Source organism: Flavobacterium zhairuonense (assembly GCF_004352915.1).
Classification (GTDB): domain Bacteria; phylum Bacteroidota; class Bacteroidia; order Flavobacteriales; family Flavobacteriaceae; genus Flavobacterium; species Flavobacterium zhairuonense.
Genome location: NZ_SJSY01000074.1, coordinates 92275 through 112982, shown reverse-complemented (window position 1 = coordinate 112982; position 20708 = coordinate 92275). Strand labels below are relative to the sequence as shown.

13 protein-coding genes are annotated in these 20708 nt (G+C 32.1%); 4 read left to right on the top strand and 9 right to left on the bottom strand.

All coding sequences use genetic code 11. The features are described 5' to 3' along the window. The first annotated feature begins 95 nt into the window (after positions 1 to 95). The 3 genes from EYY60_RS14775 to EYY60_RS14765 are packed head-to-tail and all read left to right on the top strand — an operon-like array spanning position 96 to position 7228. The gene (locus EYY60_RS14775; protein WP_132990093.1) at positions 96 to 3350 is read left to right on the top strand and encodes a toxin-antitoxin system YwqK family antitoxin; all 3255 of its coding nucleotides are present in this window, start codon (positions 96 to 98) and stop codon (positions 3348 to 3350) included. Beyond that, entirely contained in the window at positions 3325 to 5277 is a 1953-nt protein-coding gene (locus EYY60_RS14770) for a DUF3857 domain-containing protein (protein WP_162847891.1), read from the top strand. The genes EYY60_RS14775 and EYY60_RS14770 overlap by 26 nt, the downstream gene beginning before the upstream one ends. Continuing rightward, positions 5258 to 7228, top strand: coding sequence for a DUF3857 domain-containing protein (locus EYY60_RS14765; protein WP_132990091.1), 1971 nt, complete (start codon positions 5258 to 5260; stop codon positions 7226 to 7228). Before EYY60_RS14770 ends, EYY60_RS14765 begins: the two co-directional genes overlap by 20 nt. Positions 7229 to 7318: 90 nt before the next feature. Here EYY60_RS14765 and EYY60_RS14760 read toward each other — a convergent pair whose 3' ends face one another. The 5 genes from EYY60_RS14760 to mnmA all read right to left on the bottom strand — a co-directional run bounded on the left by EYY60_RS14760 (position 7319) and on the right by mnmA (position 13533). Continuing rightward, positions 7319 to 9244 carry an AAA family ATPase gene (locus tag EYY60_RS14760; RefSeq protein WP_132990090.1) on the bottom strand — a complete coding sequence of 642 codons (1926 nt, stop codon included), beginning with the start codon at positions 9242 to 9244 and terminating at the stop codon, positions 7319 to 7321. Positions 9245 to 9309: 65 nt separating this feature from the next. Continuing rightward, positions 9310 to 9720, bottom strand: coding sequence for a hypothetical protein (locus EYY60_RS14755; RefSeq protein ID WP_132990089.1), 411 nt, complete (start codon positions 9718 to 9720; stop codon positions 9310 to 9312). Between the two features lie 20 nt (positions 9721 to 9740). Then, positions 9741 to 10685, bottom strand: a complete 945-nt coding sequence (locus EYY60_RS14750) for an NAD(P)H-dependent flavin oxidoreductase (protein ID WP_132990088.1) — start codon at positions 10683 to 10685, stop codon at positions 9741 to 9743. 12 nt (positions 10686 to 10697) lie between these two features. Then, entirely contained in the window at positions 10698 to 12299 is a 1602-nt protein-coding gene (locus tag EYY60_RS14745) for a S8 family serine peptidase (RefSeq protein WP_132990087.1), read from the bottom strand. A gap of 46 nt (positions 12300 to 12345) precedes the next feature. After that, positions 12346 to 13533 (bottom strand): tRNA 2-thiouridine(34) synthase MnmA, encoded by a 1188-nt coding sequence (gene mnmA / locus EYY60_RS14740; RefSeq protein ID WP_132990086.1) that lies wholly within the window; start codon positions 13531 to 13533, stop codon positions 12346 to 12348. 141 nt (positions 13534 to 13674) lie between these two features. Here mnmA and EYY60_RS14735 point away from each other — a divergent pair, with 141 nt between their 5' ends. Next, entirely contained in the window at positions 13675 to 15552 is a 1878-nt protein-coding gene (locus EYY60_RS14735) for a PEP/pyruvate-binding domain-containing protein (RefSeq protein ID WP_132990085.1), read from the top strand. On the opposite strand, the gene EYY60_RS14730 is transcribed toward EYY60_RS14735, so the two are convergent. From EYY60_RS14730 to EYY60_RS14715, 4 genes are all read right to left on the bottom strand, one after another. Continuing rightward, the gene (locus EYY60_RS14730; RefSeq protein ID WP_132990084.1) at positions 15553 to 16110 is read right to left on the bottom strand and encodes a DUF4956 domain-containing protein; all 558 of its coding nucleotides are present in this window, start codon (positions 16108 to 16110) and stop codon (positions 15553 to 15555) included. Between the two features lie 120 nt (positions 16111 to 16230). Next, positions 16231 to 16947, bottom strand: coding sequence for a toxin-antitoxin system YwqK family antitoxin (locus EYY60_RS14725; protein ID WP_132990083.1), 717 nt, complete (start codon positions 16945 to 16947; stop codon positions 16231 to 16233). A 96-nt stretch (positions 16948 to 17043) separates the two neighbouring features. Continuing rightward, positions 17044 to 18954 (bottom strand): membrane protein insertase YidC, encoded by a 1911-nt coding sequence (gene yidC, locus EYY60_RS14720; RefSeq protein WP_132990082.1) that lies wholly within the window; start codon positions 18952 to 18954, stop codon positions 17044 to 17046. Between the two features lie 80 nt (positions 18955 to 19034). Then, on the bottom strand, positions 19035 to 20648 hold the full coding sequence (locus EYY60_RS14715) for a CTP synthase (RefSeq protein WP_132990081.1): 1614 nt from the start codon (positions 20646 to 20648) through the stop codon (positions 19035 to 19037). Positions 20649 to 20708 lie beyond the last annotated feature (60 nt).

The window sequence follows — 20708 nt, the reverse complement described above, 5'->3', positions numbered from 1 at the left end:
ATTTTTAAGATATTTGAAAATAATTAATAAAGAAATACCTATAATAGATGAAGATTTGAACAAAATCTCTATATTTGAAAAAACCAAAAACTATAATGAAAAAAATTTTACTGCTGTTTTTATTAGTTTCATTTTCAAAAAACTATGCACAAACTGATTATGCTTTTGTTTACAACAACGATTCAATAATCAAAAAAGGTGAAAAATTGTATGATGACAAAAAATATGATGAAGCCTTAAAAGAATATCAAAAAATCAGTAAAATTGATCCACGCTACTTAAACGCACAATATGAGATTGGCTTAGTCCTTAATGCGCAGGAAAAAAAGAGCGAACTCAAAGCTTTTTTAGAAGATTTATATGCGAAAGGAAAAATGCAGGAATTTCCAGAATTGTATAAAATGTACGCCATCTTTTTAAGCAACGAAAAAGAATACGAATTATCAGAAAAAATCTTTAAAGAAGGTGAAAAATACATAGGGAATTTTTCAACCTTTCAGTACAACTTTGCAATCCTTTATATTCGTAAAGAGGAGACACAAAAGGCACTAGATATATTAAAACGTATTGTTACAAATGATCCTAATTATGCTTCAGCCCATTATTTATTGGGAATTATGGCATTTGAAAATGGAAAAATTACCGAAGGAACTCTTGCTTTGATGAGCTACCTTGCGATTGCTCCTACTGGACAATTTGCCAGTAAAGCCGTATTGCAATTGAATGAGAATTTCGGGCAAAATTATTTAGCAGAAAACAAACTGGTTTTCTCAAAATCTGGAGATAATTTTGAAGAAATCGAAACTATTTTGAGAAATCAATTGCCATTGAAAAAAGTATATAAAATAAAATCAAGCATTGATGACAAAATAACACGTCAAGTACAAGCAGTTGCCGAATATACTTTGGAACATAAAATGGGAGACGGTTTTTTTGAAACTACATACATTCCGTGGGTAAAAGATATGGTTGAAAAAAATCAGCTGGAAAATTACTCTTACTACAGTTTGCTTTCTCTTGAAGATAAAATTGGGAAAGAATTAAACAAGCAAAAGAAGAAATTAATGTCATTTAATGACGACTATGTACAAAAAGGTTTTTGGAGTGTTTTTGGTAAAAGAAATTTAGATCTTTTTGGTAAAAATGAAGAAGTTGTAGTCAGCATCAGAAACGAAAGACCATTTATTATTGGTCCGCAAGTTAATGGCGAATTTAACGGAAAATGCAAATATTTAAATGCATTTGGAAATGTAAATGGTGAGCTTAGTTTTAAAAACGGAGAATTAGACGGGCATCAAAAATATTATGATCAAAAAGGCCGACTTACTGAAGAGAAATCTTTTACAGCCGGAAAACTAAATGGAGAAAGAACTACTTACTATGAAAACGGAAACATCTCATTGTTTGAAACTTACAAAGATGACAAACTAGACGGAATCAGTACTTCGTATTATCCAAATGGCGGCAAAAACTGCGAAATAAACTTTACAAACGGAGAACGAAATGGTACTTTAATCTGCTTGCACGAAAATGGAACTAAGAAAAATGAAATTGATTTTGCTAACGGAAAATTAAGTGGTAAATACAATTCATACAATGAAGCTGGAGATTTGACTGAAACATACAATTGCAAGGATGATAAAATTGAAGGAAATTATGCTGAATATTTTGATGGCAAAACTTTAAAATCTGAAGCAGTATATAAAAATGGTTTTATTGAAGGAAGCTATAAAACATATTATGCAAACAAAACTTTAGAAAGAGAAAACATTTGTGCGCTTGGCAATGTTTCAAAATCAACTGATTATTATGAAAATGGAAAAAAATCGGCTGAAAGTTTATATGCTCCTAAGGGTGTTTTAGAAAATTACAGTTGCTTTGATACGGCTGGAAACAAATATTTTGAAGAAAAATACAAAGCCGGCGAATTAAAAACAGGAATTCAATATACTGCAGATGCTCCTAAAGGAACTGAGGTAAGTGTTGCCAAAAAAGGTTTTGAAATGAAAAACTTTGATGGAACATTACGAATTAAAGGAGATTTTGAAAAAGGAAAAAAAACAGGCGAATGGAACTACTTGTTTTCTTCTGGGTTGCCTCGCTTGAAAGAATTTTATGTTAATGGAAAAAACAGCGGTTTAAGTACAAGCTACAATCAAGGTGGAGAAATTTCAACGATTTCGAATTTTTCAAATGACACTTTAAACGGACGCTATGAAGTGTATGACGCAGCTAATCTTAACCAAATTTACAACTACGAAAAAGGAAAGCAAAATGGTCCTTTTCAAGTTTTGTATCCTAATGGAAAAGTAAGCACTGAAGGTTTTATGTCTGAAAATAATGTTGTAAATGATAAGTTTGTTTATTTCCAAAACGGAAATATTGCATCGATCGAACATTATGTGAATGATTATATGACCAACAAAAAAACGTTTGCCCCTGATCAAAAGTTGGAAAACGATTTTGACTATAAAAACAAAACCGGAAAATTCAATTTAGCATTCAATAATGGTGCGTACACTAAAAACTGCGAAATGAAAAACGGAATCTTGAATGGAAAGCTGATTATGCAGGACAAATTCAAGGCTAATATGTTAGATGCAGAATACGTTAATGGAAAACTTCATAATTTATATAAAAAATACAGTCCGGTTGGATCGCTTTTGGTGGAACAAAACTACTATTGTGGTAAACTAAATGGAACCGCTAAACAATATGATTATGTTGGGAATTTAAAAACTGTCGAAGAATATTCTTTTGGAGCTGAAAATGGAAAATCGGTTCGTTACTACAACAACAAATCGAAAATGATGGAAAATTCAATGGTTAATGATTCGAGAGAAGGCGAAACTACTTATTACAATCAGAAAGGTGAAGCTTTATTGATTATTGGCTTTGAAAATAATATGCCCCAATATTTTATTTCAAGAAGCAAAACTGGTGAATTGACTGAAAAAACTCCAATCAAAAATCAAACTGCAACGATTGTATCAAATTATCCAAACGGAAAACCTGCTATTGAATTAACTTTGAACAAAGGTCAACTACACGGCAAATTTGTAATTAACAATATTGATGAAAAACCTGAATACGAATGCAATTACAACAACAGCAATCTAGACGGAGAGCGTGTTGAATATTATGCAAATGGAAAACCATATAAAAAAGAGCATTTTTCAAACAACAACTTCGAAGGACCACAACAGTATTTTAAAGAAGACGGACAATTATGGGCTAGTGTTTCTTTCAAAAATGACGAATTACATGGGAATACTTTGATTTATAATGCTGGTAAATTAGTACAAACCAAAAAATATGATTCAGATGAATTGGTTGACGTCATCAAATAAATCTTTAATTCTGAGTGCGTTCTTTTGTCTGTATTCTGTTTTAGGTATCGCTCAAAAATCATTTCAGGAAATAAAAGACTTGTATCCAGATCACAATGAAATCATCTTGGATAACACTGAAATTTATGATATTTCTATTGAGAACAATGGTTTAAAAATCATCGATGACAGTCATTATGAATCCATGATTTTAACACAGAATGGAATAATCAATAATAAAGAATCTTTCTCTTATTCAGATTTGATTCCGCTTAAAAGTTATGACGCTTATACCGTGGTTAATGAAAACGGAAAAGAGAAGAAAATAAAAGTAACTCAGACTATTGAAAAACAGTCTCAGTCAAACTCAATTTTTTACAATGGTGTAAAAGAGCGTCAACTTACTTTTCCGAATTTGGAAATGGGCGCCAAAAAAGTGTACAATTATCAATCGCAATTTTTAGATCCGCATTTATTGCATAAATTTATATTTGGCGATAATATGCCAATCCAAAATTCGACTTTAGAAGTACGAACCGACAAAAATGTGGTTATTGATTATAAAATTTTCAATGATCCAAACAAAACCATTACCTATTCTAAAACAGAAAAGAAAGGAAAATGGATTCATAGATGGACATTATCTGACATAAAAGCTGCCAAATACGAAGATGGCGCTCCAGGTTATTTATATCAAATTCCGCATGTTGATTTTTATATTAAAGAATATACAATCAACAATATAACAACACCGGTTTTAGGCACAATTACAGAATTGTTCAACTATTACAGGGATTTTGTAAAAGACCTAAACAAAAAAGAAGACCCTGAATTAAAAGCACTTACGCTAGACATTACAAAAGACAAAACTACTAATGAAGAAAAAGTAAAAAGCATTTTTTACTGGGTAAAGGATAACATCAAATACATTGCTTTTGAAAATGGTTATGAAGGATTTATTCCGCGTGAAGCAAGTCTGGTTTTTGAGCGAAAATTTGGAGATTGCAAAGATATGGCCAGCATTATTTCCAGCATGGCACACTATGCAGGTGTGAAAGATGTTACTTTGGCTTGGATAGGAACGCGCAGTATTCCGTATTCTTATAATGATTTGGCGACTCCATCTGTAGATAATCATATGATTGCCATTTATAAAAAAGGCGATCAATATATCTTTTTGGACGGAACTGACAAAGAAACACGATATGGCATTCCAACAGCTTTTATTCAAGGAAAAGAAGTGCTTTTCAACGAAAATAACCAATACAAAATTTACCCAGTTCCAGTTGTTCCGGCAAATCAAAATGAGATCAAGGAAACTGTCAATTTAAAAATCGAAAACAGCAAATTGATTGGAAATGCAAAAATGGAACGTTTTGGTTACAACCGAAGCCATATTTTAATGCAAATTGGCGATGCGTCAAATAAAGCGCGTCAGGAAATGATCAAATCTTTGGTTTTAAAAGGAAACAACAAATTCATTTTAAAAGATTATAAAGAAGAAAATTTATCGGATAAAAATCTGCCGTACATCATCGATTACAATTTTGATCTCGACAATTATATTGTAAAAGTGGACAAAGAGATTTATCTGAATATGTTTTTGGACAAATTCTTTGACCGTTCGAATCTTGCAAAAGACAGAGTTGCACAATATGAATTTGAATATCTGACTCAATTTTCAACACAATATGTATTGGAAATCCCAAAAAACTACAAAATCAAATATCTCCCAAAAGATTTTGACATCGACAATGATTATTTGAAAGCGCATTTTGCATATGAAGTAAAAAGCAATATGCTCTATTTGAATGTCAATTTACAGCAAAAGAAATTATTGCTCAACAAACCCGATTTTGAGCCTTGGAATGAAACCATCAAAAAACTAAAAACTAACTATAGCGAAACCATAATTCTACTTGAAAATAATGAAAAAAAACTTCCTTAAAACCATTTTTACCTTTGTCGCATTACTGTGCACTTCAGTCTTTTTTGCGCAAGATTATAGTTTCAAAAATTATGACTGGAATGAAAAAGATGTAAAAATCGACGTTCCAAAAAAATATGAAAACGAGAAAGAATTCATTCTTAATCGAACTGTAAAAATTGAAGTTGCTGTCGATAAAAACAATGTAACACAGTTTCGCTTGATTCATGAAAAAAAATACATCAACTCAGATGATGCCATCGAGCGCAACAACAAAATTTATATTCCGTTTGGAGACAACGAAAATGTACTTGTTACTAAAGTTCGTGTAATTCTGAAAAATGGAAAAATCATCAGTCTAGACAAAAAAGACATTAAAGAAGAAGTTGATCAAGAAAAAGGAATGAAATACAACTATTTTGCGATCAACGGACTTGAAAAAGGAGCCGTAATTGAAAAGCTTTATGTGCTGCAAGAAATGCCGGACTTAAAAGGAAATACCATCAAAATGCAAGATGAGTATCCTATTGCCGACCTTAGTTTTGAATTAATTACGCCAGCGCATCTTGTTTTTAAAACCAAATCTTATAATGGTTTGAGCGAAGCTGTTGTGGATGACAAAAAATTGGAAAATAAAAAAGTAATCAGCGTTTCTGAAAAAGATATTCCAGCTTTAAAAGATGATGAAGAATACTCAAACTGGGATGTCAAACTTAAACTTTTCCGATACAAATTGGATGCAAATTTATTCAATGGAGGAAAAAACTTGAATAATTTCAAGGAATTTGCAACAATGACTTATGAAAGAATCAATCCTGTTTTAGATAAAAAACAAGAAAAAGCGATCGCATCTTTCTGCAGCTCAATTCCAGAATCAAAAGATCCTCAGGAGCAGATTTGGAATATCGAAAACAAAATCAAAAAAACAATCATATATGATAAATATACTGACATGAAGCCTTCGCTGACGGATGTAATCAGTACAAAGCAAGCGAACAGTGTTGATATTATAAAATTATATGTTGCTGTTTTCAAATATTTCAAAATAGAACAAAATCTAGTTTTTACTTCTAGCCGTTACAAAGTTCCTTTTGACAAGGATTTTGAAAGCTATGAAAACTTAAACGATTTCTTGTTTTATTTTCCTGCAATCAAAAAATATCTTTCACCAACTGAAATCGAATACCGTTTGCCTTTATTTCCTAATTACTTAGGAAACAACAATGGTTTATTCATAAAAGAAAAAGTTTTTGCAGGTGTTTCAATGGGAATTGGAGAAGTTAATTTTATTGAAATTCCAGGAACAGAAATTACACACGATTTTATGGACATCACAGTCGATTTCACAAAAGACCTTGAAAACCCAACAATCACAAGTGTTATGACTTATGGAGGATATTCTGGAATGAATTTTCAGCCTATAAAAGATTTCGTTTCGGCAGATCAATACAAAACCATGCTGAAAAGTATTTCTGAAAATTATACCCTTCAAAGCGAATATAAAACGCTTACAACAGAAAATGACGGTACAGAATTTATTGGCAAGAAACCATATAAACTAAACCTGACTTTTGATGGAAAAGATATGATCCAGAAAGCAGGAGAAAATTACTTATTTTCAGTAGGACAAACTATCGGAAGACAAATGGAATTCTACCAAGAAAACAAACGTGTTCTTCCTGTAGAGATTGATTATCCGCACTATTACACTAGAAAAATAAAAATCGTTTTGCCAGAAGGAGCAAAAATCAAAAACTTGGATAAGTTTATAATGGACTTCAAAACCGATTTAAACGGTAAAACTGAGGCTGCATTTACAAGCAATTTTTCACAAAACAAAAATGAAGTTACAATTGAGAACACTGAGTTTTATAATATTGTAAATTACCCTTTATCAAGTTTTGATCAATACAAAGCCGTAATCAACGCCGCTGCCGATTTCAATAAAATTGTAGTTATTGTAACGCAGTAAATTTTAGAATTATATAAAAAACTAAATCCGACATATTTAAAATTTGTCGGATTTGTTTTAAAAATCCATCTAATATGGATGTATTCATATTTAGAGGTTTAAAACTTCTAAAGCAAGCTGAGAATTAATATAAAGTTGTGTTTCATTTGCATACCTTCTCCCTTGATTGGCATCTTGTGTAGTCTTTCTTAATAACTTCAAATTATAAAAAGAATTCTCTTTAAGTTTTTTTATAGAATTAACTATAGAATCTTTATCAGGATTGATATCATCCTTTTTAAATGCATTAAATAAAATTCTTTCTTTAAATTCTTCTTCTTCCAGCTTTAATTCTAAAACTACATCAGTATTTAATAAAATTTGCGTCTCTTCCGCTCCTAAAATTAAATATCCGAATTGATGTGCATTTTCACCTTTCGGCAAATATCTATCTTCTACTATTAATAGATAACCATCATCTTTCAATACTCTCTTCGCAGTTTTTAAAGAATCTTCCCACTCTTGAGGGTGAATTTCATGTAATACATTACACAATAAAACACAATCAAAATAATTGTCTGGTATCTCGGTTGGTAAAGAGTAAATTTTTTCAATATTAGGCACATTATTTAACATCTCATAATTTCCTTTATCAGGTTCAAATGCAGAATAAATTGTTTTTTCAGAAACGACTTCATCTTCATTTAAGGTGTATCCAATTCTCCCTTTACCTGCTCCAAAATCTAACAAATTAATTTTAGTTTTTTGCGCGATAAATTCTTTAAACAATTTAAATTGAGGATCATTAGGATCATTACCAAAAATTACATCTGGTTCTTTAAAACATTGAGTCATGAAGTTTCCATATGCCCATTCAGAAATAGAATTTATAAAACATATTAATTCATCAATATGATTATCAAGCCCCATAAGATCATTAAACGATTTACCTGGAGTAGTTCTTGATGGTGGTATAATTTTATTGTCTTTCACCATCATAATTTCATCATATTCTAGATGTGATAAAATATGAACTGAATGAGTAGCAATCCAAAGTTGGCCAGATTTCGAAATAATGCTTTTTAACGCATTTATCAACGTTATTTGAGCCTCTGGATGTAAATGTTTTTCAGGCTCATCAATTATTATTATACTATCTCGGATATTAGTTTGAGAATTTACGTCTAAATAAAAAAATAAAATGGCATAGGCAAATAATGTCTTTTGTCCTGGCGAAAACTGATCTAAATTGAATGGCAAGTTATTATAATGTAGAATACTGTTTAAAGTATTCCCTTGTGCCGTTTGTTGATATGAAAATTCCTTTCCTAAGAATTTTTTCACATAATCTTGAAACAGACTAAATAATTGAAAAGCTTTTTGTTTTTTGATTTCATCAATAATTACTTGAGGATTATCTCTGTTTTTGATATATAAATTAAACTCCTCCCCAATGATTTCGTGCGTCAATTTTGTAAAATATTCTATCGTAGATTGAGTATTTAACGCTGTGAATTCATTTAACAAACTATTTTGATTATTATTTGGCGGTAAATTACTTTTTAAGTGCTCATTATTTAGAATCTGCTCAAAAGATAGACTTTTGGCATTATTCACACTTAGTTTGATGTTTTTCAAATCATCATTATCAACAAATTTAACAAACCCTTTACCCAATCTTTGAAGATTTTGATAAATTGGTCCTATAAAATTTTGTGCTTGAATTAAATAAGCTTGATTTTGCTGATCACTAATATTATTATTAATTAGCTTTAACGCAGATTTGGCATTTATTAAATTTTTTTCTTGACCTCTTGTAATTGATTGTGGCAAATGCAGGATGTGGTCTTTTAAAAAATCTATAGGGCTAATAGTCTGTATATATGATTCAACAAAATGCAAAATTCTTGATTTTCCGGCTCCATTTTTTCCTACTAAAGCAACTGTCGGACCTAAAGATTTTCTAATCAAATTAATTTCTTCTAAATTTTTGGTCTTGGTAATTTCTTCTTTTACATGAATTTTTGAAATTCTCATATCACAAAATTGGATTATAAATTAGTATAATCTTTAAAATTATAATTTTATGACATTATTCAAATCTATACTGAAAAAATGTTATAAACAATAATATGGTCGTCGTAGTTAATATAAAGCTGTTTTCTGAAATCTTGTTTTTTACGGGTTATAATTGAGAGTTTGCATTCTTTCCCGTCATTGTCTTTACACATAAAAGAATACGTAATATCTGTTTCGTTTTCTTCTCTTTCGATATAATCCAAAATATTAAAAAGCTGAATTTCTTGAGAATACACTACAATTCGGTGTTTGTTGGTGTCTAAAACCACACTTAAATTCACCAAATCAAGATTAGACCATTCGCCCCACTTCCCTCTTTCATTTTTCTCTAAAACACTAAAACCTGAGGTCTTAAAATGATAGGATTGGCTTTGGGCTTTTTGCAGTCCAAAAACAAAAAACAATATTACTATAGAAGTCTGAATAAAATTCATAAAATATTTCTTACCTAAAATTAAAATTCAAATGTAGCTTTTTCATTTCTTGCTTTCTCAAATTCAGCTATCATTTGTTGCACAATTTGCTCTACAGGCAAAATTTCATGAATCAGTCCAGCAATTTGTCCAATTTCAAGTTCACCTTCGTCAAGATCGCCTTCAAACATTCCTTTTTTAGCTCTTGCTCTTCCCAAAAGCTGTATTAATTCTTCTTTTGAAGGGCATTTTTCGTATAAATCCTGAACATCTTGATAAAATTTATTTTTCACCAATCTAACAGGAGCTAATTCTTTCAAAGTCAAATGCGTATCGCCTTCTTTTAACTTAACTATTGTTTCTTTGAAATTATTGTGCGCCGAAGATTCAATTGATGCGGCAAAACGACTTCCTACTTGTACACCATCTGCACCAAGAATCATTGCGGCCAACATTCCTCTTCCTGTGGCAATTCCACCAGCTGCAATAAGCGGAATTTGAATTTTTTCCCTAACCATCGGGATCAAAGTCAATGTTGTAGTTTCTTCACGTCCGTTGTGTCCTCCTGCTTCAAAACCTTCGGCTACAACTGCATCTACACCTGCATCTTGAGCTTTTAAAGCAAATGTACTGCTGCTGACTACATGCACAACGGTAATTCCTTTTTCTTTCAAAAATGAAGTCCACGTTTTAGGATTTCCTGCCGAAGTAAACACGATTTTCACGCCTTCTTCAACAACAATATTCATGATTTCTTCAATATTTGGATACAACATTGGAATATTGACTCCAAAAGGTTTATCAGTAGCTTTTTTACATTTTTGAATATGTTCTCTCAAAACTTCAGGATACATTGAGCCTGCACCTATCAGGCCCAAACCACCAGCATTACTAACCGCCGAAGCCAATTTATAACCGCTGTTCCAGATCATTCCGCCTTGAATTATGGGATACTTTATATTAAAAAGCTGTGTAATTTTATTCATGCAAATATGCTGTTATTGTTTAATTATCTTTCCTGTCTTATGTAAACCGTCGGCATCAAAAGTATAAAAATAGAGACCGCCGTTTAACGCTTCAACAGAAAGAAATGGATTTTGATTTGTGATTTTTTTTTCAATTAATTTTTGTCCTAAAACCGAATAAATAACGACAGAAGCATCATAATTTCCTTCCGAAAACGAAAAAGTAATCATTGTTTTAGCCGGATTTGGAAATACAGAGAAAGACGAAGATACAGCGAAATCATCAATTCCTAAATTTGCGCCAAAATTTGGAATTCCGTAACCATAATTATTATCAGGAACACTATATCGATCAGCTGATTGCAAAATCATTTGCCTGATTTCTTTATTTGTTTTTGTTGGAAGGGCCTGCCATAGACACGCAACCATTCCCGCCATAACCGGACATGAAAACGATGTTCCGTTTGCAGTGCCAATATTTCCCGAAGCATCTGAAATTACTGTTGCGGTTCCCTGAGCCATAATATCTGGCTTAATCCGATTGTCAAAACTTGGCCCAATGGAACTAAAATCAGACTTTACTTTTGCCGAAGTGACAGAACCAACAGCTAAAACCGAAACTGCATCAGCAGGAGCCCCAATATGTGGTTCAGTAGTTCTTCCTTCATTTCCTGCCGAAGCTAATACAATTATTCCTTTACTAAAAGCCATTTCAGCTCCGCGCGAAATAAAAGTTGTACTTCCATTCATGTCGCTATAAGTATGGCTTTCACCTGCTTTATCAAACTCAAAATAACCTAACGAAGTTGTAATAATATCAACACCAAGACTGTCTGCTTTTTCTGCTGCTTCAACCCAAAGCGATTCCTCTATTGGATTTTCAGATGCATCGTTTTCAGTAATAAACAAATAGTATGACGCATCTGGTGCCGTACCAACCAATGAGTTCTCTTTGTAGCCACCCATAGTTGAAAGTACTAATGTTCCGTGATCATCGCCAGTATAAAAATTGGCATTTCGATTTACAAAATCATAACCGCCTAAAATTCTGTTATTTGTTTGAAGATTCTGAAAAGGTTGTGCTGTATTTACACCCGGAAAACCTGCATCTAAAACCGCAATAATTTTTCCAGATCCTGTATAATTTTGTTTATGTAAAGTCTGTCCGTTAAGCATTTGGATTTGGTTAGCGGAATTTCCGTAAGCATAATCAATAGTTGTTTTAAGCTTATCGTTTGTACGAGCAGAAATATTTTCATTAACTCTTTTTCCTGTATTCAAAGTTTTGTTTGTAAAAACAACTTTATCAACAAAAGATAATGATTTAAGTGCCGAAATATTAGTTTGAGTTCCTCTAATATGAAGTGCATTTAGCCATTTCGATTTGGCCAAAACCGTAATTCCTGTGCTCGATTTTATTTGTGAAAGATATGTTTTTTCAATAGGAACATCGGTAATATCTAATGCAATATTCTGAGCTGTTCTTCTGGTTAAAGAACGCTGTGTCAGCATATCGGAAGGTTTATCTAAGAAGGATTGCGAACTTGGTTTATCTTTAAAATAAACCCATGCATCTTCCTGCGAAAACATCGCCGAAGTGAAGAGCAATAAAAAAAAGAAAAAATAGTATCTCATAACTTACTTTTTTAAAAAGAGAAATCTCTTATAAAAAAGTATAAAGCTAAGAAATTACTCCCGAACCAACTAATTCATTATCTAAATACCACGCAACAAACTGACCCTCAGTAATTGCCGATTGTGGTTCTTCAAAACGAACATACATTCCGTCTTCAAATTGATGTAAAACAGCTTTTTGCAAAGGCTGGCGGTAACGAATTCTTGCCATCACTTCCTTTGATTCGCCAGGTTTTAAAGTCAAATCTGTACGAACCCAATGAACTTCAGAATTCCCAACAAACAAAGCTTTTTTAAACAAGCCAGGATGATTGCTTGATAAACCTGTATAAATAGTATTGGTATCAACATCAGTCGCAATTACAAACAAAGGATCTGTAGTTCCTCCAACGTTTAAACCTTTTCTTTGGCCAACTGTAAAATAATGAGCACCTTGATGTTTTCCAACCACTTTGCCCATTGTTGGAAGATAATTCAGTTTTCTAGATTCTATTTTTAATTGTTCTTCTAAAGATAATCCAGATGTATCTTCAACATTATAAATTGGATCGTTTTTATCAATTTGAACAATTTTGCCTTCTTTTGGCTGTAATTTTTGTTGTAAAAATTCAGGCAAACGAACTTTCCCGATGAAACATAATCCTTGAGAATCTTTCTTTTCCGCTGTTACCAATTCCATTTCAGCAGCGATTTCACGAACTTCTGGTTTGGTCAAAGCGCCAATTGGAAACAATGCTTTTGACAATTGTTCTTGAGACAATTGGCATAAAAAATACGATTGATCTTTATTGATATCATTTCCGGCAATCAATTGATAAACGGGCTTTCCGTCAACTTCAATTTCGCTTTTTTGACAATAATGTCCCGTTGCAACATAATCAGCGCCAAGACTTAAAGCAATTTTCATGAAAACATCAAATTTGATTTCGCGATTACAAAGCACGTCAGGATTTGGAGTTCTTCCTTTTTCGTACTCGTTGAACATATAATCAACGATTTTCTCTTTGTATTCTTCGCTTAAATCGACAGTTTGAAACGGTATTCCAAGTTTTTCGGCTACTAATAAAGCATCGTTACTATCTTCTAACCACGGACATTCGTTAGAAATAGTAACCGAATCATCATGCCAGTTTTTCATAAAAAGGCCAATAACTTCGTATCCTTGCTGTTGCAATAAATAAGCGGCAACACTAGAATCTACTCCACCAGAAAGTCCAACAACTACACGTTTCATTTTAAAGTCTTTAATTTTTCAAGGTTGCAAAGGTACACCAAATAATAGAAAATTTTACAAACGTTTTGATTACTTTAAGCAATCCCGCGGTAGATAAAACTTATTACTTTTTTGAGTACATTTAATCATCAAATCAAAAACATGAAAAAATACATCTACAGCTTATTTTTCCTGTTCGCGCTTACTACTTTAAGCGCTCAGCGCTATTCATCTTCTCTAAAAGATTACGAAGCATATAAAGCATTTAAAGGAAAACCGCTATCTGATAAATTTTCTAATATCGAATCTGTAAAAATTGTTTACGATTTGAGAAAGAAAAAAATGTACTATTTCAACAGCCAACTTATTTCACATCACTATCAATTTGCAACTGAATATTTGGGTTATGATAAAGACATCGAAGTCTTTAATAATGAAAATTACAGTGACAATGAAAAAGACAGAGATTATCTGCTCGGAAATTTAAATCACATCAAAGGAACTGAGAAATGGATTTTTGAGCTCGCAGCTTCAGACCACATGAAAGTGTCACAAATCGAGTGGTTTTATAATCAAGTAAAAAACAGTTCTTTTATTGGCAACAATCTCAAATTTTACCTCAATGATCCTGAGAAAATAGCCTTATTCCAAGAAGGAAAATTTAAAATTCCTTGTGTAAAATCAGATTATATTTTTAATGAAATAACCTATCAGCAAGTCGCTGGTGGCTCTACAATTGGAATTCTTAAACAATACAAAATAAAAGATTTAGAAAAAATAAAACCTAATCCGGATGAAATTATTATTCTTGACGGAACTCCAAACATTTTACCCGAAGCAAAAGGCATAATTGTAAACGAACTTCAAACACCGCTAAGTCACTTAGTTCTTTTGGGCAAAAACCGAAAGATACCAATAATGGCCTATAAAAACATTGACAAAGACAACAACATCAAAAGATTGCTTTCTAAAAAGGTAGAATTCAAAACCGAAATTGACACTTTTTATTTGAAAGAAACAACAAAAAAGATTGCTCAGAAAAATTCTTCTAAAAAGAAAATTCTAATAATCGACAATTCTGTAACTGATATTATTGATCTTTCCTCTATTCCCAAAAAAGGAGTAAATTATATTGGTTCCAAAGCACAAAATATGGCTTATTTAATCGCCATTTCTAAAGATACACCTTTTAAAACTCCTGAAAATGCACATGCAATTCCTTTTTATTATTATACCAAACACATTCAGAAACCATCAATTGCTGGCTTAATAAATGAGTTGCTGCATTATCCAAAAAAGGATTCAACTGCTTGGATAAATAAAAAACTGAAAGAAATTCGGGAAGCAATCAAAACAGAAAAAATTGATCCGGAATTGATTGCAAAACTAAATGAGACTTTTAAAAATTCCTCTTTTAAAAACTTCAGATTCAGATCATCAACAAATGCAGAAGATTTGGATGATTTTAATGGCGCCGGATTATATGATTCTAAAACGGGAATTTTAGGCGATAGCATAAAAAGTTTCGAAAAAGCGATCAAACAAGTCTGGGCTAGTGTATGGAACGAAGCTTCGTATAACGAAAGAGAACTTTTTGGAATCGATCAGCAAAATATTGCTATGGGCGTTTTAGTACATCGTTCATTTCCTGAAGAAGTTGCCAATGGAGTTGTAATTACAAAGAATATATTTAGAAGAAATTTTCCCGGATTTACAGTCAATGTTCAAAAAGGAGAAAATTCAGTCGTAAAACCCGAAAAAGGAGAAGTTTGCGAACAATTTACCGCCTATCATATCAATGAAGGAAACGACGATGAAGATTTTGAAATCGATTATACTTCTAATTCAAATTTAAACAATAACGAACCATTATTGACACGAAAAGAAATGAACCGATTGTACACTGTCAGCAAAACAATCGAATCTAAAATGTATCGATATTGGCGCAAAAACCAATTTCATCCTGTAGATATTGAGTTTAAAATTGTTGGAGAAAAGAGAGACTTATATATCAAACAAGTTCGTCCATTTAACGACTAATCAATAAAATACCAATAAGTCAATTTCGCTTGCTGTTGTATTAATTAAGACAATTCTAAAGTCAAAATCGTCAATTTTAATTTTCTGCTGAATTATTTTTCGAATGGTTTCCTGATTCAAAGAAAAATTATCGTCAAGCGGAATTTTCAAATCTACTGAATTCAAATATTTCGAAACTTTTTTATTGACAATCATCGAAGCGAAAATATAAAACCCAATAATGATTGTTTGGAAAAAGAGAAGCAATTCAATCTTCTCAAAAGGATACATAATATCTAAAATGGAAAGCGTAATAGTAGCAAAAAGAAAAATAATTGCATTTACCGTAAAAGATTGCGTTCTGAATCTTAAAATAGAAAAGATCGCAAACAAACCAAAACCAATTCCGACTCCAATCTCTATTTTGGTAAACAAATAACAAAGCGAGAAAGTGCACAATCCCACAATAACCATTAATGGATTTATAGTTTCGTTATCTTTTCGATTAGAGAAAAAATACAAAGCCAAAATTGAAAAAAACAACAATAAAAACCTTCCAATCAATTCGTTTAAATCCATTTTTCAAAATGTTAGTCAATCAAATTTAAAAAAAGTTTGCCACGAATTCACGAATTTTTATTCTAAAATTAATTCGTGAATTCGTGGCAAAAAAACTTTACGCTAACTTATATAGTTTTATTATTCCATTTTAGGCTTTGAGTCCGCTTGGTAATTGCTTTTTGGATCACTCATGTTTATTTCTTTGGTCAATTTTCCTTTCAAGTAAAACTGCCATCTACCAACTTTTTTGCCATTTAGAAATTTTCCTTTAGATGCCATAATCCCTTCTGAATCATAAAAAATCGCATCTCCATTATATAGATTGTCTTTAAAAGTTGATTGCTCTAAAAGAATGGCATTTTGACCATATTTTTTATAAACTCCGTCTTTTAATCCATTCTTATAAGTCGTTTCTTCAGCAATTTTACCATCTGGATAAAAAACAGATCGGACACCTTCCAACTTTCCGTTTTTATAATTTTCAAGAGTCATCACCAATTTAGAAGCTTTGTGATAATATTTCCATTCTCCTTCTCTAGCTTTCCCTATTTCTTTCCCTTCGCTTACTTTATTTTTATTCTGATCATAAAAAATAGTATACGAACTTCCGTCATTTGCAGAAAAATCTCGCGTTGCAACTACATCGCCTTTTTTAGTGTCATCAAAAAATTTAAAAATTCCGGTTTCTTTTCCATGACTAAAAGTTCCTTCATATCGAGGGCGTTTTGAAGTTTCATAAATTCCTTTCCAAACCCCGTCTTTTTTGCCGTCTGCATCAACTTTATTTACATCTTGAGCCGAAACCAAAAATGCATTTAAAAAAAGCAATCCAACAACTATTTTTTTATAAATCATAATAAATTTAAATTTTAAGCTTTAACGAAAAATACTTCTGATAAAGTATATTTTAAAAATAAAAAAATCCCGATAAATCGAGATTTTTTTATTGAATTATTTCTTCTTTTGAGCTTTAGCAGCTTCTTGTTGTTCCATTACCTCTTGAAGACGCTGTTGAAACTTGCTTTGCTTTTTAGGCTCTTTTAATTTATTTTCTTGAATTTGAGCATGAATTTTTTCACTGTCAACAATATAGTTCTTGATCACAAACATAATTCCAATTGTAATTAAGTTTGAAATAAAGTTGTATAAACTCAATCCTGCACCGTAATTATTGAAGAAAAGCAACATCATTAATGGCGAAACATAAATCATGATTTTCATCATCTTAGCCATATCCGGCATTCCTTCTTGTTGAGGCGCTGCCATTTGTTGATCTCCCGAAGTCATTTTCATGTAGAAGAAAATTGCAATCGCTGCCAAGATTGGGAACAAACTAATATGATCTCCATAAACTGGTATTGAAAACGGTAATTTTACAACAGCATCAAATGATGATAAATCGTCTGCCCAAAGGAAGCTTTTTTGTCTTAACTCAAAAGCAGCTGGGAAGAACTGGAATGAAGCATACATAAAAGGAAGCTGAATCAAGGCTGGAATACATCCTGCCATTGGGTTAACTCCTGCTTTGTTGTACAATTTCATTGTTTCTTGTTGTTTCTTCATTGGGTCTTTTTTGAATTTCTCTCCCAACTCTGCAATATCAGGTCTTAAAACTTTCATTTTAGCCTGAGACAAGAATGACTTATAGGTAATTGGCGACATAGCCAATTTGATAATAATCGTAAAAATGATAATCGCAATTCCTAATGACAATCCTATTGTAGAGCTTAAAAATCCGAATAATGGAATAAAAATCCATTTGTTGATCCATCCAAAAATCCCCCATCCTAATGGAATGATTTTATCAAAATTTTTGTCGTAAGACTTTAATGTTTTGTAATCTACTGGACCAAAATAAAGGCTCATTTTATAATCAACTTCTCCATTTGAGAATGCTAAAGGTAAATTAGCTCTGAATTGTTTTGTATAGACAGTATCAATTTTTTCGTCTTTAACTAAATTGTCTGACTGCAGTTTCGAAGTTTCAAAAGGTTTTTCAGTAGCCAAAATTGTCGCAAAAAAGTGCTGTTTAAAAGCAACAAAACTAACTTTCTCAGGAGTCTCCTCTTTACCTTGTCCCTGACCATTTACATTACTGTATTTCGATTCTTCGTATTTGTAATCAATTTGAGAGAAACGACCTTCGTACGAAATACTTTTCTCATTTCTGTATGTTTTTAAATCCCATTCTAAATTTAATGGTTTAGCTGAGTTTAAAACTTTGTTTAAACCTTGAGAACGAATATCAAAACCAACTAAGTAATCATTTGGTTTCAAAATATATTTATACTCTAGAAATTCATTTGCTCCCGCTTTTAAACGCATAGACAAAACTTGATCTGCACCAACTTTTTCTAATGTTGGTTCAAAATACAAATCTTTAGAATTTAATGTTCTATTATCTGTAGTAAGAAGCTGTAAATTTAAGTTTGAGTTGTTGTTTTTAATTAACTCAACTAATTCGCCAGAACCTTTTTTAAACTTTTCAAATTCTTTTAAAGTAGCCTCAACAATATAACCGCCTTTATTAGCAATTTTAAGTTTAATCTTCTCGTTTTCGATTGTAGTGAAAGCTTCTTTTGCAGAAGGAAGTGTTGCTGAATAAGCAAATCCTCCTAAAGTTTTTTGCAATTGAGCCAATTGCAGTGTATCTCCAGGAGTTACAGCCACAGCTGGTAATGACGCAGTTTTTGCTTTATCTGCTTTTGCTTGTGCTTCTTGTTTAGCAACTAATTCTTTCTTGGCTTTTTCAGCAGCAATTTCTTTTTCAGAAGGTTGATTTTGGTACATAATCCAAAGCAAAATTCCGAATATCAATACAAAACCAATGATTGAATTAAGGTCTAATTTTTTTTCTTCCATTATTAATTTAAAAAAGTTATTCGTTTGAGGCTATTAGTATCTGTTTAATTTAAAAGTTACAGTCTCTTAGAATATAATTATTATTTTTTATGCGCATTTACAGCAGCTGCCACAAAGTTTACAAAAATTGGGTGCGGATTTGCAACTGTACTTTTGTATTCTGGGTGGTATTGTACACCAATAAAGAATGGGTGATTTTCAAGCTCCACGATTTCAACTAAACCTGTATCAGGGTTAACTCCCGAAGCTTTTAAACCAGCTTTCTGTAATTCATCAGCATATTTATTATTGTACTCATAACGGTGGCGGTGACGCTCCGAAATAGTTTTTTGTCCGTAAATTTTGTACGCTAAAGTGTCTGGTTTGATATCACATTTCCAAGCACCTAAACGCATTGTTCCTCCTTTATCGGTTACATTTTTCTGTTCTTCCATTAAATTCACAACCGGATGAGGCGTTTTATCATTCATCTCTGTTGAATTCGCTTCAGCATAACCTAAAATATTTCTAGAATATTCGATAACAGACATCTGCATTCCTAAACAAATTCCGAAGAAAGGAATATTATTTTCACGAACGTAACGAACTGCTTCAATTTTTCCTTCAATACCTCTTTCACCAAAACCTGGAGCAACTAAAACTCCGTCTAGATTTCCTAATTTCTCTTCAACATTATCAGCATTGATATGCTCTGAGTGAATTGAAATTACGTTTACTTTTGTTTCATTTGCAGCTCCTGCATGAATGAACGCTTCTAAAATAGATTTGTAACAATCCTGCATTTCTACATATTTACCAACCAAACCAATATTTACAGTTTGTTTTGGGCTCTTTAGTCTCTTTAAGAAAGTGTTCCAGTTTTTAAGATCCGGAGATGCTTTTTTAGGCAAATCCAATTTCTTCAAAGCCACAACGTCTAATCCTTCTTCAAGCATTAAATTTGGAACTTCATATATTGTAGAAGCATCAATTGATTGAATTACTGCTTCTTTCTTTACATTACAGAATAAAGCTAATTTTTGGCGTAATTCCTGAGACAATTCATGCTCTGTTCTACAAACCAAAATATCTGCCTTAATACCGCTTTCCATCAATGTTTTAACAGAGTGTTGCGTTGGTTTTGTTTTCAACTCACCAGCAGCAGCCAAATAAGGAACTAAAGTTAAATGAATAACGATTCCGTTGTTTTCGCCTAACTCCCAAACTAATTGACGAACAGACTCTATATAAGGTAGCGATTCGATATCACCAACAGTTCCACCAATTTCAGTAATTACAATATCATAATCGCCAGATTTACCTAGCAACTGCATTCTGTCTTTGATTTCGTTTGTAATATGAGGAACAACCTGAACTGTTTTTCCTAAAAATTCTCCTCTTCTTTCCTTTTCAATAACCGAAAGATAAACTCTTCCTGTTGTAACGTTGTTAGCCTGAGAAGTAGGAACGTTCAAGAAACGCTCGTAGTGTCCTAAGTCTAAGTCTGTTTCAGCTCCGTCATCTGTCACATAACATTCTCCGTGCTCATACGGGTTTAGTGTCCCCGGATCAACGTTAATGTATGGATCAAATTTCTGAATAGTTGTGCGGTATCCTCTTCCTTGTAACAATTTTGCCAAAGATGCCGCGATAATTCCTTTTCCTAATGAAGAGGTCACACCTCCTGTAACAAAAATATATTTTGTTTGATTCATTCTGTTGTTGTTTGTAAGTAGTTGTGTAAAAAACTTGGCAAAAGTACAAATTTAATTAGA